Source organism: Krasilnikovia sp. M28-CT-15 (assembly GCF_047159595.1).
Taxonomy (GTDB): domain Bacteria; phylum Actinomycetota; class Actinomycetes; order Mycobacteriales; family Micromonosporaceae; genus Actinoplanes.
Window position 1 is genome coordinate 6,729,754 of the sequence record NZ_BAAGAK010000001.1, and the last position, 22,006, is coordinate 6,751,759.

Consider the following 22,006-nt stretch of genomic DNA (forward strand, 5'->3'; position numbering starts at 1 on the left):
ACTACTGGTGTTCCGGGTATCGGGCGCCGCCGTTCGACTCGCTGGTGAGCGGCTTCGCGCCGCCCTCCGGCGGGCCGGCCGCCGACGGCCCGCCCGCAGCCAGTTCCGGATACCTGGCGTCGAACGCGGGGCGTTCCGAGCGGATCCGCGGCATGCGGTCGAAGTTGCGCAGCGGCGGCGGGCAGGAGGTCGCCCACTCCAGCGAATTGCCATGGCCCCACGGGTCGGCAACGGTCACGACCTGGCCGAACCGGTAGGACTTCCACACGTTGTACAGGAACGGCAGGGTGGCGGCGCCCAGCACGAACGAGCCGATCGTCGAGACAGTGTTGAGCACGGTGAAGCCGTCGCCGGGCAGATAGTCCGCGTACCGGCGGGGCATGCCGTCGGCTCCCAGCCAGTGCTGTACCAGGAACGTGGTGTGGAACCCGAGGAATGTCAGCCAGAAATGCACTTTGCCGAGCCGGTCGTCGAGCATCCGCCCGAACATCTTCGGGAACCAGAAGTAGACCCCGGCGAACACCGCGAACACGATCGTGCCGAACAGTACGTAGTGGAAGTGCGCCACAACGAAGTACGAGTCGGTGACCTGGAAGTCGAGAGGCGGTGACGCCAGCAGCACTCCGGTGAGCCCGCCCAACAGGAACGTCACCATGAACCCGAGCGCGAACATCATCGGTGTCTCGAAGCTGATCTGGCCGCGCCACATCGTGCCGATCCAGACGAAGAACTTCATGCCGGTCGGCACCGCGATGAGGAAGCTCAGGAAGCTGAAGAACGGCAGCAGCACCTGCCCCGTGGCGAACATGTGGTGCGCCCACACGCTCATCGACAATGCGGCGATCAGCAGGGTCGCCGACACCAGGCCCTTGTAGCCGAACAGCGGCTTGCGGCTGAACACCGGGATGACCTCGGTGATGATGCCGAAGAACGGCAGCGCCACGATGTACACCTCGGGGTGGCCGAAGAACCAGAACAGGTGCTGCCACAGCAGCGGGCCGCCGGTCGCCGGGTCGTACACGTGAGCGCCGAGGATGCGGTCCGCGGCCAGCGCGAACAACGTGGCGGCGAGGAACGGGAACACCAGAACCACCAGCAGGCTGGTGACCATGATGTTCCACGTGAAGATCGGCATCCGGAACATCGTCATGCCCGGCGCGCGCAGGGTCAGGATCGTGGTCAACATGTTGACCGCGCCCAGGATGGTGCCCAGACCGGACAGGGCCACGCCCATCACCCACATGTTGCCGCCCACCCCGGGCGAGTTCATCCCGTCGCTCAACGGCGTGTACGCGGTCCAGCCGAAATCCGCCGCACCGCCCGGCGTCACGAACCCACCGAGCGTTATGAGCCCACCGAACAGGTACAGCCAGTACGCGAACGCGTTGAGCCGGGGAAAGGCCACGTCCGGTGCGCCGATCTGCAGCGGCACGACGAAGTTCGCGAACGCGAACAGGATCGGGGTGGCGAAGAACAGCAGCATGATCGTGCCGTGCATGGTGACCAGCTGGTTGTACTGCTCCGGGGAGAGGAACTGCATCCCCGGGCGGGCCAGCTCAGCGCGCATGAGCATCGCCATGAAGCCGCCCACCACGAAGAACACGAACGACGTGACCAAGTACAGGATGCCGATCTGTTTGGCGTCGGTCGTCCGCAGCGTGGCGGCGAGAGCGGAACCCCGTGGCGTGCGCCGCACGGAGTACGGCCGCGGTCGGAGGGGCTGCGGCTGGACCGGGCGAGGCACGACGGCGGCCATGGCGTCCTCCACAGGAGTCGGTGCCGTGCACTGAGCCGTACGGAGGACGACGCTACGCCGTCACGCTCATCGATGCAGCCGACGAGAATGCACATCGTGCCGAAAAGCGGGCTTGCGAAGCTGCGCCCCGTCCGCCACCGACGACCAGGCGCTGACCCCCGCCCACGTGGGGTCAGTTGACCCGATCCGCTTCCGCCTCGGAGGGCCGAACTCAGGAACGACGAGCTCAGCCCGTGCCTGCCCGAGTGAACAGCCGCAGCTAACCTTCACCCATGATCACCTTGACCCGAGCGACGCTGACCGGTGACGAGCTGGACAGCCTCGTCGAGATCTGCCTCTCCCAGCCGGAGTACTGGCGGTCCAGCGGTGACCAGGACCCCGCGTCGATGTCCCGGGCCACGCTCGAGCCGACGCTCCGCGAGGACGCGGAGGCCGACGGGTGCGAGACCCTCGTCGGCCGGGACGGCACGGGACGGGTGCTGGGCTTCGTCCAGATGCTGCTGCGCCACCCCACCGACGGTCACCCGTGGATCGGGCTCCTGCTGGTCGACGGGCGCCAGGGACGCCAGGGGTACGGGAAGGCGATCGTCACCGGCGTCGAGGACCGCTTCCGCGCCGAAGGTGCCACGGCGATCCGCCTCGGCGTCCTGGTCGCGAACGCCGAGGCGACGCCGTTCTGGGAGGCGCTGGGGTACCGCCAGATCGACCTGCGCCCGGACCGCGCCAAGGGCCGCCCCACCCGCGTGATGGAGAAGCTGCTGTAGGACGGGACCGGTCAGACGGCGACCGGCCACCTGGCAGGCGTCGGACCGTACGGTCGCCCTCCCTACTCTCCTTCTGGCTCTTCGGCCAGGTCGGCTCGATGCTGCCGGATCCAACCCTCGACGTCCTCAACCAGCCATACCGAGCCGCTCGGCAGGTCGTCGAAGCTGTCCGGGAAGCCCTTCATCTTCGAGAGAATGTACGCCCGCTGCCTGGTCACGCCGAGCCGGTCGGCAATGTCCCCAGTGGTGTAGAGCCTTCCCTTCGCGCCCACGCCGATCACGCTAGAAAGGCGTGGGGTTTACCGATGGAGTTTTCCCATAGAGTTTACGTATGACAACTCCATCTGCAAGCTGGCGGGATGAAAAGGCGGCGGGCCCGGAACGACCCGGTCCACCCGCCGCCTTCGCCACCGGCGGAGGCCGCGGTGAGCAATATCGAGCATTTGCGGGCCGAGGTGGCCGAGCACATCGAGAGCGTCCGAGCTGGGATTGCCGCGCCTGCGGCAAACCCTGGCCGTGCGACCCGGCCCGGGAGCACCTGGCCGCAGAGCTGTCCCCCGCTGCGCTGAGGATCAACATGTGGACGCGGCTGGAGGCGGCCGTCCGAGACCTCCCACCCGGCCCGCCTGCGGAACTGTTCGACCGCTTCCTCCGCTGGACCAACTGAACCCGGCGCCACCTAATGCGGGTGAAATGCCGAGTGGCTCCCTTGATGTCGCCACTCGTCTGCTCGAATGGCGAACTGCACATAGCGCGTCGGCGCTCCGAGGAACTCGCCGATGTCGCCGAAACCAGTCTCGCGTAATCCCAGCCGCCGGAGGATGCGCGTCGAGCGCCGGTTGGCCTCATAGGCTTCGGCCCAAATTTCCTGGAGCCCCAGTTCGACGAAGCCGTGGTGCAGCCCGGCGGCGGCGGCGCCCAGCCCGAGTCCGTGACCCCAGAGGTTGCGTAGGCCGATGACGAAGCCCAGCTCGCGACGGTCGGGGTCGGCACCGTGAAGGTCGACGTAGCCGACGAGGTGGCCCTCTGACACAACGCCAAGACGGATCAGGTCCTTCGGTGGGGTCTCGATGAGTCGGCGCTGGAAACGCTCGTACTCGTACGCTGCTTGGCCAGGAGTCCATTCCGCCTCCCGGCAGAACTGCGGATCCGAGGCCCATCCAGCGATGACGGCGGCATCCTGTGGGGTGAGAACCCGCAGCGTGACAGCAGGTTCAGCAGGTCCGTGCACGTCCCGATCCTAGGCGCGCTACGCGGAGTTTCTCGTGCGCCTAGGGATGACCGGCTGCGCTCCGCTCAGGATCTCTACCCGAATCGAGAACTCGTCGGCTCACCCTTTCGCAGAGCGTGCGGATGACGACCGGAGGACTCATCGCAGCAAGCCAGGGCAGCCGTTACCCGATGCTACGGTGGCGGGCATGACTGCGGTGCCCGAGTGGATGCGGCCACCCCGCCCTGAGGGGTGGTATGCCGACGACCTCGACCACCTTCCTGAAGCGCCGCGTCACACTGAGCTGATCGATGGAGCACTCGTCTTCATGATGTCGCCCCAGCGGGCTTGGCACGGCCGGGCCGTCTCCGCGTTCCTGTTCGCCCTGACAGAACAGGCGCCGGCGGGCGTCGAAGTCGAGCGGGAGATGACGATCCGGCTCGACGAACGGAACCGTCCCGAACCCGACCTCCTCGCCACGAAGGCGCCCTCCTACGACCCGGACCGCACCTACTACACGCCTGACGAGGTGTTGTTGGTGGTCGAGGTGGTCTCGCCCGAATCAGCGCACCGCGACCGGAACGTCAAGCTGCGCAAGTACGCGGAAGCCGGTATCGCGAACTACTGGCGCGTCGAGGACGAGGCCGGCTCACCAGTCGTCCACGCCTACGAACTCGACGGACCCACTCGGTCGTACGTGGCGACCGGGATCCACCGTCATGAGCTGCGGACCACGACGCCGTTCGCGATCAAGCTGGATTTGGATGGCCTGGTGCCCGGCCGCAAGAGCTGAGCCGGGCATCGATCTCCCCAGTGGTCGAACCGGAGTGTCACTACACGTTGAAGCGGAACTCGACCACGTCGCCGTCGCGCATGACGTAGTCCTTGCCTTCCATCCGCACCTTGCCCGCGGCCTTCGCCGCCGCCATCGAACCGGCCGCCATCAGATCGTCGAAGCTGACGATCTCGGCCTTGATGAAGCCGCGCTGGAAGTCGCTGTGGATGACGCCGGCGGCCTCGGGCGCGGTGGCACCCACCGGGATCACCCACGCCCGCGCCTCCTTCGGCCCGGCCGTCAGGTACGTCTGCAGGCCCAGCGTCCCGAACCCCACCCGGATGAGCTGGTGCAGGCCCGGCTCGGCCTGGCCGGTGGACTGGAGCAGCTCCAGTGCCTCGTCCTCGGGCAGGTCGATCAGCTCCGACTCGATCTTCGCGTCCATGAAGACCGCTTCGGCCGGTGCCACGAGCGCCCGCAGCTCGTCGAGGAACGCGGCGTTGCCGAGCTCCGCCTCGTCGACGTTGAAGACGTACAGGAAGGGCTTGGTGGTGAGCAGGTGCAGCTCGGCCAGCAGGCTGACGTCGATGCCCGCTCCCGCGGCGCCCTGGTAGAGCGTCACGCCCTCGTCGAGGAGCTTCGCCGCGGCCTCGGCAGCCGCCACCACGGCAGCGCGCTCCTTCTTGAGCTTGGCCTCCTTCTGCAGCCGCGGCAGCGCCTTCTCCACGGTCTGCAGGTCGGCGAGGATCAACTCGGTGTTGATCGTCTCGATGTCGTCGGCCGGGGACACCTTGCCGTCGACGTGCAGCACGTTCGGGTCGGAGAACGCGCGTACCACCTGGCAGATCGCGGACGCGTCGCGGATGTTGGCGAGGAACGCGTTGCCGCGGCCCTGGCCCTTGGACGCGCCGCGGACCAGGCCCGCGATGTCGACGAAGCTCACCGGCGCGGGGAGGATCTTCTCGCTGCCGAACAGGCCGGCAAGCTGCTGGAGCCTGTCGTCGGGCAGCCCGACCACGCCGACGTTGGGCTCGATCGTCGCGAACGGGTAGTTCGCGGCGAGCACGTCGTTCTTGGTCAGGGCGTTGAACAGGGTGCTCTTGCCGACGTTGGGCAGGCCGACGATTCCGATGGTGAGGCTCACGACCGGCCAGTCTACTGACCCCTGCGCTGCGGAATGCGTGGAGTTGCCAGCCACCCCGCGCGGCTCGGCATTCGGCCCTGGTTGTCAATGCAGGTTGACACAATCCACAGGTTCGGCATCGGGCACCGAAATTGTCGGGCCAACCGGGCATCATCGGCGGCATGGCCGAGATCCTGCTGTTCCACCACGCCCAGGGCCTGACGCCGGGCGTGCGCGACTTCGCCGACAGCCTGCGCCGCGCAGGCCACACCGTCCACCTCCCGGATCTGTATGCGGGACGCGTCTTCGACTCGCTCGACGACGGCGTCGCCCACGCGGGCGACATCGGCTTCGGTGAGATCATCGAGCGCGGCCGCCGGGCCGCCGAGCCACTACCCACCACCTTGGTGTACGTGGGCTTCTCACTGGGCGTGCTGCCCGCCCAGGCGCTGGCCCAGACCCGTCCGGGCGCCCGCGGCGCGGTGCTGTGCCATGCCTGCATTCCTCCGGCCGAGTTCGGTGGCGAGTGGCCCGCCGGGGTTCCGGTGCAGATCCACGGCATGGACGCGGACGACTACTTCGCCGGTGAGGGCGACCTCGACGCGGCCCGGGCTCTGGTGGCGTCCACGTCGGACGCCGAGCTGTTCCTTTACGCCGGCGACCGGCACCTGTTCGCCGACTCCAGCCTGCCGGACTTCGACCCGGACGCCGCGGCCCTGCTGACCGAGCGGGTGCTGCACTTCCTCGATCACGCGGGTTGACCCGCCCGCGGTGACCGGGGCGAGTGGTCCACGGGCGCCATGTCCGAAAGCCGCCAGCCGGGCGGTCGTGGTGAGGGGCAGACTCGACAGCATGGAGCTGGACTTCGAGCGGTGTTACCGGGCCGTCGACAGCCGCGATCAGCGGTTCGACGGCTGGTTCTACACCGCGGTCAAGACGACCGGCATCTACTGCCGGCCGTCCTGCCCCGCCCTCACCCCGAAACGCGCAAACGTCGCGTTCTACCCCAGCGCCGCCGCCGCTCAGCGCCACGGCTTCCGCGCCTGCCGGCGCTGCCGTCCCGACGCCGCACCCGGCTCACCCGAGTGGGACGTCCGCGCCGACGTGGTGGGCCGGGCGATGCGGCTCATCTCCGACGGTGTCGTCGACCGCGAGGGGGTGCCCGGGTTGGCCGGTCGCCTCGGATACACCGAGCGCCACCTGCACCGGATGCTCTCCGCCGAGCTGGGCGCAGGCCCCCTTGCCTTGGCCCGCGCGCAGCGCGCGCAGACCACCCGCATCCTCATCGAGACCACCGAGCTGGGCCTGGCGGACATCGCGTTCGCGGCGGGCTTCGGCAGCGTGCGCCAGTTCAACGACACGATCCTGGAGGTGTACGCCCAGCCGCCCAGCGCGCTGCGGTCGCGGCGCCCGGCCACGGTCGCCGGGGCGGGCACGATCACGGTACGGCTGGCGTACCGGGCCCCGTTGCATGCGGAGGCGCTGCTCGGCTTCCTCGCCACCCGTGCCCTGCCCGGGGTGGAGGAGTGCGACGGCCGGACGTACCGGCGCGGGCTGGGCCTGCCGCACGGGGTCGCCACGGTCGCGCTGACCCCGGCCGAGCGGTGGATCTCGGCCACGCTCACGCTGGCCGACGTCCGCGACCTCGCACCAGCTGTGGCCCGCTGCCGCCGCCTGCTCGACCTCGATGCCGACCCGGTCGCCGTGGACACCACCCTGGCCGCCGATCCGGCACTGCGACCGGCGGTGGAGGCGGAGCCGGGGGTCCGGGTGCCGCGCGCGGTGGACGGCTTCGAGATGGCCGTCCGCGCCATCGTGGGACAGCAGGTCAGCGTCCGATCCGCCCGCACCACCCTCGCCCATCTCCTGTCCCACGCCACCGCTCCCACCGGCCCTGGCGCCGTGACCCGCTCCGCCGCCGACACCGACTCTGCGACCCCGGCCGACCCCCATGCCGATCACGGGAGACGGCTGGGAGCCTTTCCGGACGCCGCGCTGGTGGCGCGGCTGCCCGATGACGCGTTCCGGATGCCGGGGGCGCGGCGCGAGAGCATCCGGGCGCTCGCCCGGGCGGTGGCCGACGGCGAACTGGACCTCGACCCCGGCGCCGACCGGGACACCGCCGCCGCCCGGCTCGCCGCGCTGCCCGGCGTCGGCGCCTGGACCGCGGGCTACGTGACGATGCGGGCGATCGGCGACCCGGACGTCCTCCTTCCCACCGACCTGGCGGCCCGGCGCGGCGCCCGCGCGCTCGGCCTGCCCGACTCCCCCACCACTCTGGCCGCGCACGCACAGCGCTGGCGGCCCTGGCGCTCCTACGCCCTGATCCGACTCTGGAGGTCGGCATGATGCGACACAGCACGATGGACACTCCCACCGGTCCGTTCACGGCCGTCGTGAGCGACGACGGTGCGGTGCGGGCCGCCGGGTTCACCACGGATGTTCCTGCGCTGCTCCGCCTCGTGCACCCGGATCTGGCCGGGGAGACGCGGCCCGTCGCCGACCTCGGCGCGGTGAGCGCCGCCCTCCGGTGCTATCTCGACGGTGACCTGACCGCGCTGGACGACGTGCCGGTCGAGCAGCGGACCGGCGGCGTGTTCCTGGCCCACGCCTGGCAGATCATGCGGGAGATCAAGCCGGGCGCCCCGGTGACGTACACCCAGTTCGCGGAGCTGGCCGGGCGGCCCGCCGCGGTGCGGGCCGCCGCCGCGGCCTGCGCGCGCAACCCGGTCGCGCTTTTCGTGCCGTGCCACCGCGTGCTGCGCACCGACGGCACCCTCGGCGGCTATCGCTGGGGCCTCGACACGAAGACGTGGCTGCTGGCGCACGAACGGCATTAATGAAGGTCCTTCGGGCACGCGCAGCCGTAGCATCGGCCCATGACAGATACGGAACGGACCGCGCGCGCCGGTCTCCCCGAGCGACCGTCGCTGGACGGCCTCGAGGAGAAGTGGTCGCGCCGCTGGCAGGAGGAGGGCACGTACGCGTTCGACCGCTCGAAGGAGCGCTCGGACGTATACGCGATCGACACTCCGCCGCCGACCGTATCGGGCGAGCTGCACATGGGGCACGTCTTCTCGTACACGCACACGGACACCGTCGCGCGGTTCCAGCGGATGCACGGCAAGACCGTCTTCTACCCGATGGGCTGGGACGACAACGGGCTGCCCACGGAACGCCGGGTGCAGAACGTGTACGGCGTGCGCTGCGACCCGGCGCTGCCGTACGAGCCGGGGTGGCAGCCGCCGGCCACCGCGCCGAAACCGCCGGTGCCGATCTCGCGGCGCAACTTCGTGGAGCTGTGCGAGCGGCTGACCGCCGAGGACGAGCAGGCGTTCGAGGCGCTGTGGCGGCGGCTCGGGCTGTCGGTCGACTGGTCGATGACGTACACGACGATCGGCGACACCGCGCGGGCGGTCTCGCAACGCGCCTTTCTGCAGAATCTGGCGCGCGACGAGGCGTACACGGCGGAGGCGCCGACGCTGTGGGACGTGGGCTTTCAGACCGCGGTCGCGCAGGCCGAGTTGGAGGACCGGGAGCGGCCCGGCGCGTTCCACCGGCTGCGCTTCCACGGCCCGGACGGGCCGGTCACGGTCGACACGACCCGGCCGGAGCTGCTGGCGGCCTGCGTCGCACTGGTCTGCCACCCGACCGACAGCCGGTACGCCGCGCTGGTCGGCCGCACGGTGCGCACCCCGTTCTTCGACGTCGAGGTGCCGGTGCACGCGCACACCATGGCCGCGCCGGACAAGGGCACGGGCATCGCGATGGTCTGCACGTTCGGCGACCTGACCGACGTCATCTGGTGGCGTGACCTGCAACTGGACACGCGCGTGGTGATCGGCCGGGACGGGCGGTTCGTGCCGGAGCGCCCGCCCGGGGTCCCGCAGGTGGCGTACGAGGAGTTCGCGGGGCTGACGGTGCCCGCGGCCCGCCGGGAGATCGTCAGACTGCTGCAGGAGTCCGGCGATCTCGTCGGCGAGCCGCGACCGGTCACCCATCCCGTGAAGTTCTACGAGAACGGGGACGCGCCTCTGGAGATCGTCACGAGCCGCCAGTGGTTCATCCGCAACGGCGGGCGTGATCAGCACCTGCGCGAGCAGTTGCTGGCGCAGGGCCGCGCACTGCGCTGGATTCCGCAGCACATGGCGCACCGCTACGAGCACTGGGTGAACGGGCTGACCGGCGACTGGCTGATCAGCCGGCAGCGGTTCTTCGGCGTGCCGATCCCCGTCTGGTACCGGCTCGACGACGCTGGCGAGCCGGACTACCAGCAGCTTCTCATACCGGACGATTCGGCGCTGCCGGTTGACCCGTCCTCGGAGTGTCCACCCGGGTTCGAGCCCGGCCAGCGCGACGTGCCGGGCGGCTTCACCGCCGACCCGGACGTCATGGACACGTGGGCCACCTCGTCGCTGACGCCGCAGATCGTCACCGGCTGGAGCGTCGACGAGGATCTGCACCGGCGCACGTACCCGATGGACCTGCGCCCGCAGGGCCAGGAGATCATCCGCACCTGGCTGTTCTCCTCGGTGGTGCGGGCCCACCTGTCCACGGGCACCCTGCCCTGGCACACCGCGGTGCTCTCCGGCTGGATCCTGGACCCGGACCGCAAGAAGATGTCGAAGTCCAAGGGCAACGTGGTCACCCCGATGGCGCTGCTGGAGCAGAACGGCTCCGACGCGGTCCGGTACTGGGCGGCCAACGGGCGCCCCGGCACGGACCTCGCGTTCGACGCCGCCCAGATCAAGGTGGGGCGGCGGCTGGCCACCAAGCTGCTCAACGCGTCGAAGTTCGCGCTCGGTCTGGGCGCGGCGGACGCGTTGCGCAGCCCGGTCACCACGGACCTGGACCGGGCCGTGCTGGCCCGGCTGGCCGCGGTGACCGGCGAGGTGACCGCGGCGCTCGACGCGTACCAGCACACCGATGCGTTGCAGGCGACCGAGGGGTTCTTCTGGACGTTCTGCGACGACTACATCGAGCTGGTCAAGGACCGCGCGTACGGGCAGGGCCCGGCGGCCGACTCGGCCCGGGCGGCGCTGGCGGCGGGGCTGTCGGTGCAGCTGCGGCTGTTCGCGCCGTTCCTGCCGTACGTCACCGAGGAGGTGTGGTCGTGGTGGCGGTACGGCTCGGTGCACACCTCGACCTGGCCCACCACGCACGAGCTGACCCGGGTCGCGCCCGAGGGCGACGCGGAGCTGCTGGATCTCGCCGGGGAGGCGCTACGGCAGGTCCGGCGCGCCAAGAGCGACCGCAAGCTGTCCATGAAGGCGGAGGTGCCGCTGGCCGAGGCGCTCGGTCCCGCGGCGATGCTGGAGCAGCTCGCCCGCATCGAGGGCGACCTGAAGGCGGCCGGGAAGATCGGCAAGCTGGACCGGTTGCCCGACCGTACGCCGGAGCTCGTCATCGCGTGCGCGTTCTGATCTGAGGGCGGGACGCGGTCGGGCTCGGCCGACCGCGTCCGCAGCCCGGTCCGCCACGGCAGTATGGAAGGCATGTCGACCGTGCCCGAGCAGGTCGAGGCACCGGCGGGGGACGCGGTGCTGTTCCGTTCGTCGCCCGCGCGGACCTTCCTGACGCTGTTCGCCGTCCTGACGGTCACGTACGTCGCGGCCTCGCTCGTGGTCGACGCGATCGCCGACGGCCCGAGCGACCCGTGGTGGTCGACGCTGCTCCAGGGCGCGGTGATCGCACTGCTGGTCGCGGGCGGCTACACGGCGTGCGCCCGGGCGGCGCTGACCACCTGGGTCCGGATCTCCGCGGGCGGGCTGGAGCTGGCCGCCCAGGGCAGCGATCCGGTGCTGCTGGCCTGGGACGACATCGCCGCCGTGTCGGTACGCCGCAGCGGGTTACGGACCGTGCTCGACGTGACCCCGGTGGACCTGGACCGGGTGCATCCGGTCGCGGACGAGGGGCCGGGCTGGCCCACGATGCGCGACACCCCGGCGGGTACCGCGTTCACCGCCGATCTGACCCAGGTGTGGCCCGGTCCGCGCGCGCTGCGCCGCGAACTCGACCGCCGCCTGCCCATCCACGCGTAGCCCGGCGGTCCCGATCTCGGCCCGGTGTCAGGCGGGGCGGGAGCGCTGGACCCGCCCGCGCAGAACGCCACGCACGCCTCCCGTTCGCGTCGGGTGCCGTCCTAGAAGTCGCCGCCGAAGTCCCCGCCGCCGAAGTCGCCGCCGCCGAAGTCCCCGGCGTCGCTGACGCCGGCGTCGTTGTCCCCGGCCGCGAAACCGTCCGCGAAGCCATCCTGGTAACCCATGTCCCCGAACCCGGGCGAGAACAGCGCGTCGAAGATCAGCATCCCGCCGAGCACCCCGGCGCCCGCGCCGAGCGCGGTCTTCCACACCGGCGTCGAGTACCAGCCGGACGGCACGGGACGACCCTCCACCCGCCCACCGGGGTAGTAGTACGGGGTCTCCGGCCCGGGGCGCGGCCCGGCCTTGTAGTGCTGCCCCTCCACGGTGACCTCGCGCTCCGAGGTCAGCTGCCCGGCGCCCGCCGCCCCCGCCAGCGGCGGCAGCTCAGGCCCCGGATCCAGACCCATGGCGATCCGGGCGGCCCGCACGTACGCCAGGCCCTCCAGGGCGCTCTCCCGGGCCAGTTCGAACTGCCGCACCGACGTGGCCTGCTGGAGCTGGCCGCCCGCGGCGTTGTACCGCTCCCCCGCGTCGGCCAGGGCCTGCCGGGCCGCCGGGTCGTCGCCGTGCAGGTTCATCACCTGGCCGCCGAGGCGCTCGTACCAGCGCTGGGCTTCCGCCCGGGCGTCGGAGAGGCGCTGCTGCTCGCGGGCCACGGAGCCGTGCCGCCAGGCGACCACGACGGCGATGAGCAGCAGAACCACTATCACCAGCAGAAACACCTTCATGTGTCCAAGCTACCCTCGCCTGTCGCGTCGTACCCCTCTGGCAAGCTCCAGGCGTGACCGTCTCGACCGTGGCCGTAGTGATCGTCTGCCTGGGTGTGGGTGCCGCGCTGGGCTGGCTGGCCGCCCGGGTGCGCGCCGCCGCCGACATCGCCCGCCTGGAGGCCACCGTGCAGGCGAGCCGCGACGGCGAGCAGCGCCTCGAGCAGTCGATGCGGGCGCTGTCCTACGAGGCCACCGCCCAGTCGCAGGAGGCGGTGGCCCGCGCCGTGGCACCGCTGCACGACGCGCTGCGCCACTACGAGCAGCGGATCGGTGAGCTGGAACGCGACCGGGTCGACGCCTACGCGGAGCTGCGCGAACAGGTCCGGTCGATGGGTGCGGTCTCCAGCGAGCTGCGCACCGAGACGAAGCAACTGGTCGCCGCACTGCGGGCGCCGCAGGTCCGCGGGCGCTGGGGCGAGCATCAGCTGCGCCGCATCGTGGAGGCCGCGGGGCTGCTGGAGCACTGCGACTTCGCCGAGCAGGTCACCGCCGCCACGGATGACCAGGGGGTGCGCCCCGACCTCGTGGTGCGGCTGCACGGCGGGCGCAGCGTGGTGGTGGACGCGAAGGCGCCGTTCGACGCGTACCTGTCCGCAATGGAGGCCCGCGACGAGCGGACCCGCGACGGACACCTCGACCGGCACGCCCGGCACCTGCGCGGGCATGTGGACGCGCTGGCGGCCAAGGCGTATTGGACGGCGTTCGCGCAGACACCCGAGTTCGTGGTGCTGTTCGTGCCCGCCGACCCGTTCCTGGACGCCGCGCTGCAACGCGACCCGGCGCTGCTGGAGCACGCGTTCGCCCGCAACGTCGTGCTGGCCACCCCGGCGACGCTGGTCGCGCTGTTGCGCACGGTCGCGTACTCGTGGCGGCAGGAGGCCCTGGCCCGCAACGCCGTCGTGGTGCACGAGCTGGCCCGCGAGCTGTACGGGCGGCTGGCCACGCTGGGCGAGCACGTGGGACGGCTCGGCGGTGCGCTGGGCGGTGCGGTGACCGCGTACAACCGGGCGGTCGGGTCGTTGGAGGCGCGGGTGCTGGTCAGCGCGCGCAAGCTGGCAGAGCTGGGGGTCAGCGACGAGGAGCTGACCACCCCCGCGCAGGTGGAGGTCACTCCGCGCCAGCCGCAGGCGCCTGAGCTGGTCGACGGGTTCTAACCCCGTGCGGCGGCGGCCTTCATGTCGCGGCGCAGCTCCTGCGGCAGCGAGAAGGTGAGCCGCTCCTCGGCGGTGGTGTACTCGGTGACCTCGCCGAAGCCGCGCTCGGCCAGGTGCGCGAGCACCTCCATGACCAGGTCCTCCGGCACGCTGGCGCCGGACGAGACCCCCACCGTGGTGGCGCCGTCCAGCCACTCGTCGCGGATCTCGGAGGCGTAGTCGACCAGGTGACCGGCGCGGGCCCCGGCATCCAGGGCCACCTCGACCAGGCGGACGGAGTTCGACGAGTTCGTCGAGCCGACCACGATCACCACGTCGCAGGACGGGGCGATCTCCTTGACCACGTGCTGGCGGTTCTGCGTGGCGTAGCAGATGTCGTCGCTGGGCGGGGACTGCAGCAGCGGCAGCCGGGTCTTGAGCCGGGCCACGGTCTCCATCGTCTCGTCCACCGACAGCGTGGTCTGCGACAGCCAGACCACCTTCTCCGGGTCCCGCACGGTGACCTTGTCGACCCCGTCCGGGCCGTCCACGAGCTGGATGTGCGCGGGGGCCTCACCGGCGGTGCCGACGACCTCCTCGTGACCCTCGTGGCCGATCAGCAGGATGTCGTAGTCCTCCGCCGCGTACCGCTTGGCCTCGTGGTGCACCTTGGTGACCAGCGGGCAGGTCGCGTCGATCGCCTTGAGGTTGCGGGCCCGGGCCTGCTCGTGCACCTCGGGGGCGACCCCGTGCGCGGAGAAGACCACGATCGAGCCCTCGGGGACCTCCTCGTTCTCCTCCACGAAGATCGCGCCGCGGGCCTCCAGCGTGCTGACCACGTGCTTGTTGTGCACGATCTGCTTGCGCACGTAGACCGGCGCACCGTACAGCTTCAGCGCCTCCTCGACGGTCTGCACCGCGCGGTCGACGCCCGCGCAGTACCCCCTCGGCCTGGCCAGGAGCACGCGCTTACGGGTCTCGGTCACCCGGCCATGGTACGTGGCCGGACCAGCCGCCGCCCCCGCTGCGACCCCCACCACACCCGTCTGGCACCCGCATGCTGACCGTCCGCACCCGTTCTGCCGCCGCGGGCGCGGCGGTGGCAGAATTACCGGGCCGGCAGCGCGCACCGCCACCGGCCCCGCAGCGAAACAGGGGGCGACAACCATGGTGGTGCAGAAGACGCCGCAGGAGATCGAGCTGATGGCCCGGGCCGGGGCGATCCTGGCCGCGGTGCACGAGGTGCTGCGCGACGCGGTCCGGCCGGGGATGACCACGGCGGATCTCGACGCGGTGGCCACGGCCGAGATCGCCGCGCGCGGTGGCGAGCCCGGCTTCCTGGGTACGTACGACTACCCGGCCGCGACCTGCATCTCGGTGAACGACGAGATCGTGCACGGAATCCCGTCCGCCACCCGGCGGCTGCGCGCGGGCGACGTGGTCAGCGTCGACTGCGGGGTGCGCTGGGCCGGATACCACTCCGACGCCGCCTGCACCTGGGTCGTGGGCGGCCGGGATCATGCGGACGAGCGCACGCTGACGCTGATCGACGCGGCGTACGAGGCACTGCGGCGGGGCATCGTCGCGCTGCGCCCGGGCAACCGGCTCGGCGATGTCTCGTACGCGATCGGCGCCGTCGCCGAGCAGCACGGCCTGGGTGTGGTCGCCGAACACGACGGCCACACGATCGGCGGCCACGGCATCGGCCGGGAGCTGCACGAGGACCCGCAGGTCCTGGGGCGGGGACGGCCGGGCCGGGGCATGCGGTTGCGCCCGGGTCTGGTCTTCGCGATCGAGCCGATGTTCGTGCTCGGCGCACCGGCCTGGCGGACCGACCCGGACGGCTGGACGATGCGCTCCCGGGACGGCTCGCTGGCAGCGCACTGGGAGCACACGGTCGCGATCACCCCGGCCGGCCCCCGGGTGCTCACCGCCCGCCCGGGCGAGCGCGGGTCCCTCGGCGAACCCGCCCTCGCCGCACGTTGATGATCGTCCGGGGCATACTCGTGCGATGCAACAGCGCCTGTGGGTCCGGATCGTCGCCGCCCTCTCCGTGCTGGTCGGGGCATGCACCCTGGTCGGCGGCCTGACCTGGCTGCTGCTCAACCTGCACAGCCCGCAGCCGGTGCTCGACGTCGCGGTCGGCGTGGTGCTGGCCGCAGGAGGTCTGATGCTGCTGATGCCGCACCGGACCAGGCTCCCCGTGGCGGCCACCGCCATCGCCGCGGCGGCCACCGGCCTGGTCGGTACCGCCGCCGGGCTGGCCGCCTCGACCTCTCAGACGTGCTGCATGTGGGCCTACGTGACGACCCGCGGCTGGCCCTTCCGGTGGCTGGGCCGGGCCGCCGCCGCGGACGACCCGGCGACCGCCGAACGACTGGCCGGCTCCCAGAGCTGGGAGGTGGACGCCCTGTCGCTGGCGGCGAACCTGCTGGTCTGGTCGTACGTGGGACTGCTGGCCGCCGGTGTGGTGGTGGCCGTGCGACGGACGATGGCCGCCCGCCGCGCCGCCGTGGCCGACCCCGGCCGCGCCACCGCCGAGGATGTCGGACCTCTTCCGTAGGCTGGCCGCGTGACCCAGCCGGACCAGAAGACCCCGGACTCCCGGAATCCGGACCCCCGAAATCCGGACCCCCGGAGTTCGGAGCCGAAGAGCACGGCCGACGAGCCGTGGCCGGTCCGGGTCGTCAGTCAGAAGATCGGCGCCTGGGTCGCCAAGCTGGGCTGGGTGTGGGTCGACGGGCAGGTGGCCCAGATCAGCCGCCGCCCGGGCGCCAGCGTGGTGTTCCTGACCCTGCGCGACCCCGCGGCCGACCTCAGCCTCACCGTCACCACTCACCGTGACGTGCTGGACGCGGGCGCGCCCGAGCTTGCCGAGGGTGCCCGCGTGACGCTGCACGCCAAGCCCGAGTTCTACCCGGCCCGGGGCTCGTTGAGCCTGCGGGCCGACGAGATCCGCCAGGTCGGCCTCGGCGAGTTGCTGGCCCGGCTGGAGCGCCTCAAGCGGCTGCTGGCCGCCGAGGGCCTGTTCGCCCGGGAGCGCAAGCGACGCCTGCCGTTCCTGCCCCGGCGGGTCGGCCTGATCACCGGCCGGGCCTCGGCCGCCGAGCGCGACGTGCTGATGAACGCGCGGCGCCGCTGGCCCTCGGTGGACTTCCGGGTGGTCAACGTGGCGGTGCAGGGTCCGACCGCGGTCACCCAGATCATCGACGCGCTGGCGGTGCTGGACGACGACCCGACGATCGACGTGATCGTGCTGGCCCGGGGCGGCGGCGGCGTGGAGGACCTGCTCCCGTTCTCCGACGAGGCGCTGTGCCGGGCGGTGTTCGCCGCGCGTACCCCGGTCGTCAGCGCGATCGGTCACGAGACGGACGCGCCGCTGGTCGACTACGTCGCCGACGTGCGCGCCTCCACCCCGACGGACGCCGCGAAACGCGTCGTGCCGGACCTGGCGGAGGAGACCCGGCTCCTCGAGCACGCCCGACACCGCCTCGACCGGGCGATCGGCACGATGCTCGACCGGGAGGCGCAGCGGCTGCAGGCGTGGCGCTCGCGGCCGGCGCTGGCCCGCCCGGAGGCGCTGGTCGACCAGCGGGCGGGCGACGTCGCCGCGCTGCGCGACCGGGCCGCCCGCTGCGTCGACCACCGGCTGCGCCGGGCCGACGACGAGCTGCGGCACACCCTCGCGCGGCTGCGCGCGCTGTCGCCCGCGGCCACGATGCAGCGCGGCTACGCGATCGTGCAGCGCACCGACGGCCACGTCGTCCGCGCCGCCGCCGAGGTGCACCCGGACGACCTTCTTCGAGTACGGCTCGCCGAGGGCGAGCTGCAGGCGAGCGTACGGGAGACGCGGTGACCGACGAGACGTTGAGTTACGAGCAGGCGCGCACTGAGCTGGCCTCGGTGGTGGAACGCCTCGAGCAGGGCGGCAGTTCGCTGGAGGAAGCGTTGGCGCTGTGGGAGCGCGGCGAGCAGCTGGCCGACGTGTGCCAGCGCTGGCTCGACGGGGCCCGGCAACGCATCGATGCCGCCCGGGCCGCCCGCGCGCCGGAATGAGTCAGTCCGGAACGAGTCGGGCCGGAATGAGTCAGTCCGGAACGAGTCGGGCCGGAATGAGTCAGGACAGGGACGCGGCGAGTGCCTCGAGGTGCCGGGTGTCCGCCTGGCCCAGCACGATGACGGAGCGGTTCTTCTCCAGCAGCACCAGGGCCTGGGTGTCGTCCCCCGCCGCGTACCGCTGCCAGGCGCGCCCGGCGCTCTGATACGAGCCGTGCGGGGCGAGGGTGCGCCCCAGCTCGCGCGGCAGCAGCGTCTCCGCGGGCACGCTGCTCTCGACCAGCTGGACGGGGGCATCGCCGGGAGCGACGTACCCGAGCCGCAGGGTCGACCCGGTGGGCTCGCGCCGCCACGTCGCGCTGGCCACGTGCCAGTCGTCGCCGAGCCCGCGCGGCTCGGCCACGGGGAAGACGCTGGCCGCCTGCGCCTGCTGGATGGCGGGCGCGGGGTCGATGGTCGTCGGATTGTCCCCGTTGAGCACGACCCGGTAGAAGATCAGCATCAGCGCGATCGGCACCAGCAGGACGGCCAGGGACACGATCATGTCCCGGGGCGGCCGCTCGGCACGGCCGCCCGGCGCACGACCGGCCGCGACGCTGCCGACGGGAACGCCGGCCGGAGCGGCGTCGGTGGGGGGCGGGGCGGCGGTGGCCGGGTCGGGGTCGGCAGGGCGGGCTGGGTCCACGTACCCATCCTGACTGATCGCCGGTGGCCGCCCCCACCCGGTGTTAATCAAGTCGCTGCGGCGGGACTTTGCGTAGCCGCCCATGACAGGATCGGTGAACCCACACCCGCAGTGTCGCGAGGAGGCCCCGCCGTGACTGTTGCCCGCGTTCCGCAGGATCTTGACCGGAACATCGCCCTCGACCTGGTCCGCGTCACCGAGGCCGCCGCGATGGCGGCCGGGCGCTGGGTGGGCCGCGGCGACAAGGAAGGCGGCGACGGCGCGGCCGTCGACGCGATGCGCAAGCTCATCAACTCGATCCAGATGAGCGGCGTCGTGGTGATCGGCGAGGGCGAGAAGGACCACGCCCCGATGCTGTACAACGGCGAGCGGGTCGGCGACGGCACCGGGCCGGAGGTGGATGTCGCGGTCGACCCGATCGACGGGACGACGCTGATGAGCAAGGGCATGCCGGGCGCGGTCGCGGTGCTGGCGGTCGCGGAGCGCGGCGCGATGTTCGACCCCAGCGCGGTGTTCTACATGGAGAAGATCGCGGTCGGCCCGGACTGCGCGGACGTGATCGACATCAACGCGGGGACCGTGGAGAATCTGCGCCGGATCGCCAAGGCGAAGCGCTCCAGCATCTCGGACGTGACGGTGTGCATCCTCGACCGCCCCCGGCACCAGAAACTGGTCGAGGAGGTCCGCTCGGCAGGCGCCACCATCAAGTTCATCTCCGACGGCGACATCGCCGGGGCGATCTCGGCGGCGCGCCTCGAGTCGGACGTCGACGTGCTCATGGGCATCGGCGGCACCCCGGAGGGCATCACCGCGGCGTGCGCGCTGAAGTGCCTGGGCGGCATGATCCAGGCGAAGTTGTGGCCGCTGGACGACTCGGAGCGGGAGAAGGCGATCGCGGGCGGCCACGACCTGGACCGGGTGCTGACCACGGACGACCTCGTCACGGGCGACAACTGCTTCTTCGTGGCGACCGGGGTGACCTCCGGTGACCTGCTGCGCGGGGTGCGCTACCGGGCGGGCGGGGCGCACACCCAGTCGATCGTCATGCGCAGCAAGAGCGGCACGATCCGGGTGATCGACTCCTACCACCGGCTGGAGAAGCTGTCGTTGTACTCGGCTGTCGACTTCGACGGCCACCTGCCGACCGTGCCGACGGCACCGGGCGACACCGCGCTCATCTGAGGCGCCCGCCGCGGCGGCCCCTCAGAGATCGGTCAGCGTGGTGGTGGTCGGGTCGTAGGCCCCCGGAACCGGACGGGGCCGCTTGCGGCGGAACAGGATCGCGGCGATGACCCCGCCGATCAGGCCGAGCAGGTGCCCCTGCCAGGAGATCGGCTGGTCGGTGGGGAGCACGTTGTAGAGCTGGTACCAGTACAGCAGGCCGATGAAGAGGGCCACGCCCAGGTTCCACCAGCTGCGCTCCACGAAGCCGCGGGCGAACAGCAGCCCGAGGTAGCCGAAGATGACCCCGCTGGCGCCGACCACCACGCTGTCGGGGTCCCCGATGATCCACACCCCGAGACCGCTGACCAGCATGATCAGCAGGGTCGACCAGATGAAGCGCTTGGTCCCGGCGGCCAGCACGAACGTGCCGACGAGGATCAGCGGGACGGCGTTGCCGTACAGGTGGTCCCAGTTGGCGTGCAGGAACGGGCTGAACACGACGCCGTCGAGGCCGTCGACGCGGTGGGGGATGATGCCGCCCGCCATGTCGAGCCGGCCCCGGCCGATCGCGATGTCGAGGGCCTCGATGAGGAAGAGCACGGGGATCAGCGCGCACATGGCGACGAACGCCCGGCCCAGCGACGCGTAGAAGGCCTCAGTGCCGAATTTCGCGGCCGCGTCCGCGCGCTCCTCGAGGTAACTCACGGCTCCAAGTGTTCCAGGCGGCCGCCAGCCCGCCAACACGCTGCGCGACTGCGGGCTAACCCAGCCTGCGGGTGGCGGCGCGGATCGCCGCCTGGAACGCGGACACCTGTGTGTAGACGCCCGGGTATCCCTGGCGGGCACATCCCACTCCCCAGCTGACGATCCCGGTCTGCACCCACCCGTTGCGGCCGGTGCGCCGCACCATGGGCCCGCCGGAATCACCCTGGCAGGTGTCGACACCGGGCGCACCGGCGCAGAGGGACTCGTCGGCGACCAGGGCCACCCCCACTTTCCGGTACGCGGCCGCGCAGGTGGCGTCCGGCACGATCGACACGGTGGCGTAGCGGAGCCGACGCTGCTGTATCGGGTTGGACTCGCTGGTCTGTCCCCAGCCGAGGATGGTCTGCGGGCCACCGTCGCCGCCGCGGCTGAGCGGCAGGACGGGCAGGTTGAGCGCCCGATCGAGCTTGATGAGGGCCCAGTCGTCGCCGTTCACCTCGCCGTGGAATCCCGTGGCGCGGATCACCGTGACCGAGCGGGCGACGATGGCGTTGGGGGACTTGAGGTCGGCGACGCCGGCGACGACGCGGATGCTGCTGTCCGGTCCGGTGCCGGCGACGCAGTGGCCCGCGGTGAGCACGACGCGCGGCGCGGTCAGCGCACCGCCACAGCCCATGGAGAGGCGGACCATCCAGGGGAACCACCCGTCCGGCGCGAGTTTGCCGCCGACGACTGCGCGGCTGGGCTGCGCACCGCCGCCCGCGTGGGCCGGCACGTCACCGGTGGTCAGCGGCGCGATGAGAGCGCCGCACAGAATCACGGAAACGACATTCCGGACCATGGGGTCATTTGATCATTTCCGGAACACAATGCGGGGGTACGCGCCGAGCGCGTACCCCCGCATTGCGGAGAATTCTCAGTACCAGCCGGTGCTCTCCGAGTGGTTCCAGGCTCCACAGGGGGAGTCGTACCGGCCCTCGATGTAGCCGAGGCCCCACTTGATCTGGGTGGCCGGGTTGTCCTCCCAGTCCGAGCCCTCTGACTTCATCTTGCTGCCCGGCAGCGCCTGCGGGATGCCGTACGCACCGGAGCCGGAGTTCCTGGCGTGGTGGTTCCAGCCGCTCTCGCGCTTGAACAGCTTGTCGAGGCACGGCCACTGATCGATCTTGAAGCCCGCCTCGAGCATCAGCGCGCACCCGATGGCACGGTTGCCGCTGAACTCGTCGCAGGAGGCCGGGATGTCGCCGGGGTACGGCACGGTGTCGCCGGAGCCGGAGTCGGAGGACTTCTCCTCCGCCGCCTTCTTCTCCTCGGCCTTGGCGATCGCCTTCTTCTCCAGCGACCGGGCCTTGTCGGCGGCCGCCTTGGCCTCGGTGGCCGCCTTCGCGGCCGCGTCGTCCTCGGCCTGGCGCTGCCACGCCCGGGCCGCCGCGTGCTCGGCGTGTCGCTCCTTCAGCAGCTGCATCTCGTCCGCGTCGGCCTGAACGACGAGTTGCGCTTCGGCACTGCGCTGCTGGACCGCCCGGTCCTGTCCGAGGTAGACGCCGCCGATCACGCCCAGGACGAGCAGACCCACGGAGGCCACACGAACACCGACCCGGCTCCAGAGCCGATTCACGAAGTATCCCTTCGTCGGGGGCAATGACGCGGCGCGGGCCTCGCCGGAATGCCTCCGGCATCGGTCCGCGCCGTGAGCACCGCGACCCCTGCGGGCCGAGACCT

Annotated in this window: 23 protein-coding genes; 13 read left to right on the forward strand and 10 right to left on the reverse strand. The window is 71.5% G+C overall.

Annotation, left to right across the window (positions count from 1 at the left end; all coding sequences use genetic code 11):
- Nucleotide 1 precedes the first annotated feature (1 nt).
- Entirely contained in the window at nt 2–1,756 is a 1,755-nt protein-coding gene (gene ctaD / locus ACMCNO_RS30850) for a cytochrome c oxidase subunit I (protein ID WP_412752941.1), read from the reverse strand.
- Between the two features lie 272 nt (nt 1,757–2,028).
- Here ctaD and ACMCNO_RS30855 point away from each other — a divergent pair, with 272 nt between their 5' ends.
- Nucleotides 2,029–2,520: a GNAT family N-acetyltransferase gene (locus ACMCNO_RS30855; RefSeq protein ID WP_412752942.1), complete on the forward strand. Its 492-nt coding sequence runs from the start codon at nt 2,029–2,031 to the stop codon at nt 2,518–2,520.
- Between the two features lie 62 nt (nt 2,521–2,582).
- Here ACMCNO_RS30855 and ACMCNO_RS30860 read toward each other — a convergent pair whose 3' ends face one another.
- Nucleotides 2,583–2,792: a helix-turn-helix transcriptional regulator gene (locus ACMCNO_RS30860; RefSeq protein ID WP_412752943.1), complete on the reverse strand. Its 210-nt coding sequence runs from the start codon at nt 2,790–2,792 to the stop codon at nt 2,583–2,585.
- A 407-nt stretch (nt 2,793–3,199) separates the two neighbouring features.
- A complete protein-coding gene (locus tag ACMCNO_RS30865) occupies nt 3,200–3,751 on the reverse strand; it encodes a GNAT family N-acetyltransferase (protein ID WP_412752944.1) in 552 nt (183 codons plus the stop codon).
- Between the two features lie 187 nt (nt 3,752–3,938).
- Between ACMCNO_RS30865 and ACMCNO_RS30870 the strand changes: the two genes are divergently transcribed.
- On the forward strand, nt 3,939–4,523 hold the full coding sequence (locus ACMCNO_RS30870; RefSeq protein ID WP_412752945.1) for a Uma2 family endonuclease: 585 nt from the start codon (nt 3,939–3,941) through the stop codon (nt 4,521–4,523).
- A gap of 40 nt (nt 4,524–4,563) precedes the next feature.
- Here the strand turns inward: ACMCNO_RS30870 and ychF are convergent, their stop codons facing one another.
- Nucleotides 4,564–5,649: a redox-regulated ATPase YchF gene (ychF, locus tag ACMCNO_RS30875; protein ID WP_412752946.1), complete on the reverse strand. Its 1,086-nt coding sequence runs from the start codon at nt 5,647–5,649 to the stop codon at nt 4,564–4,566.
- Between the two features lie 161 nt (nt 5,650–5,810).
- Here ychF and ACMCNO_RS30880 point away from each other — a divergent pair, with 161 nt between their 5' ends.
- From ACMCNO_RS30880 to ACMCNO_RS30900, 5 genes are all read left to right on the forward strand, one after another.
- Nucleotides 5,811–6,389 (forward strand): dienelactone hydrolase family protein, encoded by a 579-nt coding sequence (locus ACMCNO_RS30880; RefSeq protein ID WP_412752947.1) that lies wholly within the window; start codon nt 5,811–5,813, stop codon nt 6,387–6,389.
- Between the two features lie 91 nt (nt 6,390–6,480).
- The gene (locus tag ACMCNO_RS30885; RefSeq protein ID WP_412752948.1) at nt 6,481–7,977 is read left to right on the forward strand and encodes a DNA-3-methyladenine glycosylase 2 family protein; all 1,497 of its coding nucleotides are present in this window, start codon (nt 6,481–6,483) and stop codon (nt 7,975–7,977) included.
- Nucleotides 7,974–8,468, forward strand: a complete 495-nt coding sequence (locus ACMCNO_RS30890) for a methylated-DNA--[protein]-cysteine S-methyltransferase (RefSeq protein WP_412752949.1) — start codon at nt 7,974–7,976, stop codon at nt 8,466–8,468. Before ACMCNO_RS30885 ends, ACMCNO_RS30890 begins: the two co-directional genes overlap by 4 nt.
- A 39-nt stretch (nt 8,469–8,507) precedes the next feature.
- Nucleotides 8,508–11,051: a valine--tRNA ligase gene (valS, locus tag ACMCNO_RS30895; protein ID WP_412752950.1), complete on the forward strand. Its 2,544-nt coding sequence runs from the start codon at nt 8,508–8,510 to the stop codon at nt 11,049–11,051.
- A 72-nt stretch (nt 11,052–11,123) separates the two neighbouring features.
- Nucleotides 11,124–11,669 (forward strand): hypothetical protein, encoded by a 546-nt coding sequence (locus ACMCNO_RS30900; RefSeq protein WP_412752951.1) that lies wholly within the window; start codon nt 11,124–11,126, stop codon nt 11,667–11,669.
- A gap of 101 nt (nt 11,670–11,770) precedes the next feature.
- Here the strand turns inward: ACMCNO_RS30900 and ACMCNO_RS30905 are convergent, their stop codons facing one another.
- Nucleotides 11,771–12,499: a hypothetical protein gene (locus tag ACMCNO_RS30905; RefSeq protein WP_412752952.1), complete on the reverse strand. Its 729-nt coding sequence runs from the start codon at nt 12,497–12,499 to the stop codon at nt 11,771–11,773.
- 53 nt (nt 12,500–12,552) lie between these two features.
- Between ACMCNO_RS30905 and ACMCNO_RS30910 the strand changes: the two genes are divergently transcribed.
- Nucleotides 12,553–13,695, forward strand: coding sequence for a DNA recombination protein RmuC (locus tag ACMCNO_RS30910; protein WP_412752953.1), 1,143 nt, complete (start codon nt 12,553–12,555; stop codon nt 13,693–13,695).
- On the opposite strand, the gene ACMCNO_RS30915 is transcribed toward ACMCNO_RS30910, so the two are convergent.
- The gene (locus ACMCNO_RS30915) at nt 13,692–14,660 is read right to left on the reverse strand and encodes a 4-hydroxy-3-methylbut-2-enyl diphosphate reductase (protein WP_412752954.1); all 969 of its coding nucleotides are present in this window, start codon (nt 14,658–14,660) and stop codon (nt 13,692–13,694) included. The genes ACMCNO_RS30910 and ACMCNO_RS30915 overlap by 4 nt on opposite strands.
- Before the next feature lie 181 nt (nt 14,661–14,841).
- On the opposite strand from ACMCNO_RS30915, the gene map reads away from it, so the two are divergent.
- The 4 genes from map to ACMCNO_RS30935 are packed head-to-tail and all read left to right on the forward strand — an operon-like array spanning nt 14,842 to nt 17,730.
- Nucleotides 14,842–15,660 (forward strand): type I methionyl aminopeptidase, encoded by an 819-nt coding sequence (map, locus tag ACMCNO_RS30920; protein ID WP_412752955.1) that lies wholly within the window; start codon nt 14,842–14,844, stop codon nt 15,658–15,660.
- 25 nt (nt 15,661–15,685) lie between these two features.
- Nucleotides 15,686–16,237 carry a hypothetical protein gene (locus tag ACMCNO_RS30925; RefSeq protein WP_412752956.1) on the forward strand — a complete coding sequence of 184 codons (552 nt, stop codon included), beginning with the start codon at nt 15,686–15,688 and terminating at the stop codon, nt 16,235–16,237.
- Nucleotides 16,238–16,246: 9 nt separating this feature from the next.
- The gene (gene xseA / locus ACMCNO_RS30930; RefSeq protein WP_412752957.1) at nt 16,247–17,530 is read left to right on the forward strand and encodes an exodeoxyribonuclease VII large subunit; all 1,284 of its coding nucleotides are present in this window, start codon (nt 16,247–16,249) and stop codon (nt 17,528–17,530) included.
- Complete coding sequence (locus tag ACMCNO_RS30935) at nt 17,527–17,730, forward strand: exodeoxyribonuclease VII small subunit (protein ID WP_412752958.1); 204 nt, start codon at nt 17,527–17,529, stop codon at nt 17,728–17,730. Before xseA ends, ACMCNO_RS30935 begins: the two co-directional genes overlap by 4 nt.
- Before the next feature lie 61 nt (nt 17,731–17,791).
- On the opposite strand, the gene ACMCNO_RS30940 is transcribed toward ACMCNO_RS30935, so the two are convergent.
- The gene (locus tag ACMCNO_RS30940; RefSeq protein WP_412752959.1) at nt 17,792–18,415 is read right to left on the reverse strand and encodes a DUF4245 domain-containing protein; all 624 of its coding nucleotides are present in this window, start codon (nt 18,413–18,415) and stop codon (nt 17,792–17,794) included.
- 132 nt (nt 18,416–18,547) lie between these two features.
- On the opposite strand from ACMCNO_RS30940, the gene glpX reads away from it, so the two are divergent.
- Nucleotides 18,548–19,597 carry a class II fructose-bisphosphatase gene (glpX, locus tag ACMCNO_RS30945; RefSeq protein WP_412752960.1) on the forward strand — a complete coding sequence of 350 codons (1,050 nt, stop codon included), beginning with the start codon at nt 18,548–18,550 and terminating at the stop codon, nt 19,595–19,597.
- Nucleotides 19,598–19,618: 21 nt separating this feature from the next.
- Here glpX and ACMCNO_RS30950 read toward each other — a convergent pair whose 3' ends face one another.
- The 3 genes from ACMCNO_RS30950 to ACMCNO_RS30960 all read right to left on the reverse strand — a co-directional run bounded on the left by ACMCNO_RS30950 (nt 19,619) and on the right by ACMCNO_RS30960 (nt 21,902).
- Nucleotides 19,619–20,284: a rhomboid family intramembrane serine protease gene (locus ACMCNO_RS30950; protein ID WP_412752961.1), complete on the reverse strand. Its 666-nt coding sequence runs from the start codon at nt 20,282–20,284 to the stop codon at nt 19,619–19,621.
- A gap of 55 nt (nt 20,285–20,339) precedes the next feature.
- The gene (locus ACMCNO_RS30955; RefSeq protein WP_412752962.1) at nt 20,340–21,125 is read right to left on the reverse strand and encodes a S1 family peptidase; all 786 of its coding nucleotides are present in this window, start codon (nt 21,123–21,125) and stop codon (nt 20,340–20,342) included.
- 75 nt (nt 21,126–21,200) lie between these two features.
- The gene (locus ACMCNO_RS30960) at nt 21,201–21,902 is read right to left on the reverse strand and encodes a lytic transglycosylase domain-containing protein (RefSeq protein WP_412752963.1); all 702 of its coding nucleotides are present in this window, start codon (nt 21,900–21,902) and stop codon (nt 21,201–21,203) included.
- Nucleotides 21,903–22,006 lie beyond the last annotated feature (104 nt).

Coding starts and splice junctions, on each gene's coding strand:
- ACMCNO_RS30870 (WP_412752945.1), top strand. CDS start 3,939: ATGACTGCGGTGCCCGAGTGGATGCGGCCACCCCGCCCTGAGGGGTGG.
- ACMCNO_RS30955 (WP_412752962.1), bottom strand. CDS start 21,125: ATGGTCCGGAATGTCGTTTCCGTGATTCTGTGCGGCGCTCTCATCGCG.
- ACMCNO_RS30925 (WP_412752956.1), top strand. CDS start 15,686: ATGCAACAGCGCCTGTGGGTCCGGATCGTCGCCGCCCTCTCCGTGCTG.
- ACMCNO_RS30855 (WP_412752942.1), top strand. CDS start 2,029: ATGATCACCTTGACCCGAGCGACGCTGACCGGTGACGAGCTGGACAGC.
- ACMCNO_RS30900 (WP_412752951.1), top strand. CDS start 11,124: ATGTCGACCGTGCCCGAGCAGGTCGAGGCACCGGCGGGGGACGCGGTG.
- ACMCNO_RS30880 (WP_412752947.1), top strand. CDS start 5,811: ATGGCCGAGATCCTGCTGTTCCACCACGCCCAGGGCCTGACGCCGGGC.
- valS (WP_412752950.1), top strand. CDS start 8,508: ATGACAGATACGGAACGGACCGCGCGCGCCGGTCTCCCCGAGCGACCG.
- ACMCNO_RS30905 (WP_412752952.1), bottom strand. CDS start 12,499: ATGAAGGTGTTTCTGCTGGTGATAGTGGTTCTGCTGCTCATCGCCGTC.
- ACMCNO_RS30885 (WP_412752948.1), top strand. CDS start 6,481: ATGGAGCTGGACTTCGAGCGGTGTTACCGGGCCGTCGACAGCCGCGAT.
- map (WP_412752955.1), top strand. CDS start 14,842: ATGGTGGTGCAGAAGACGCCGCAGGAGATCGAGCTGATGGCCCGGGCC.
- ACMCNO_RS30890 (WP_412752949.1), top strand. CDS start 7,974: ATGATGCGACACAGCACGATGGACACTCCCACCGGTCCGTTCACGGCC.
- ctaD (WP_412752941.1), bottom strand. CDS start 1,756: ATGGCCGCCGTCGTGCCTCGCCCGGTCCAGCCGCAGCCCCTCCGACCG.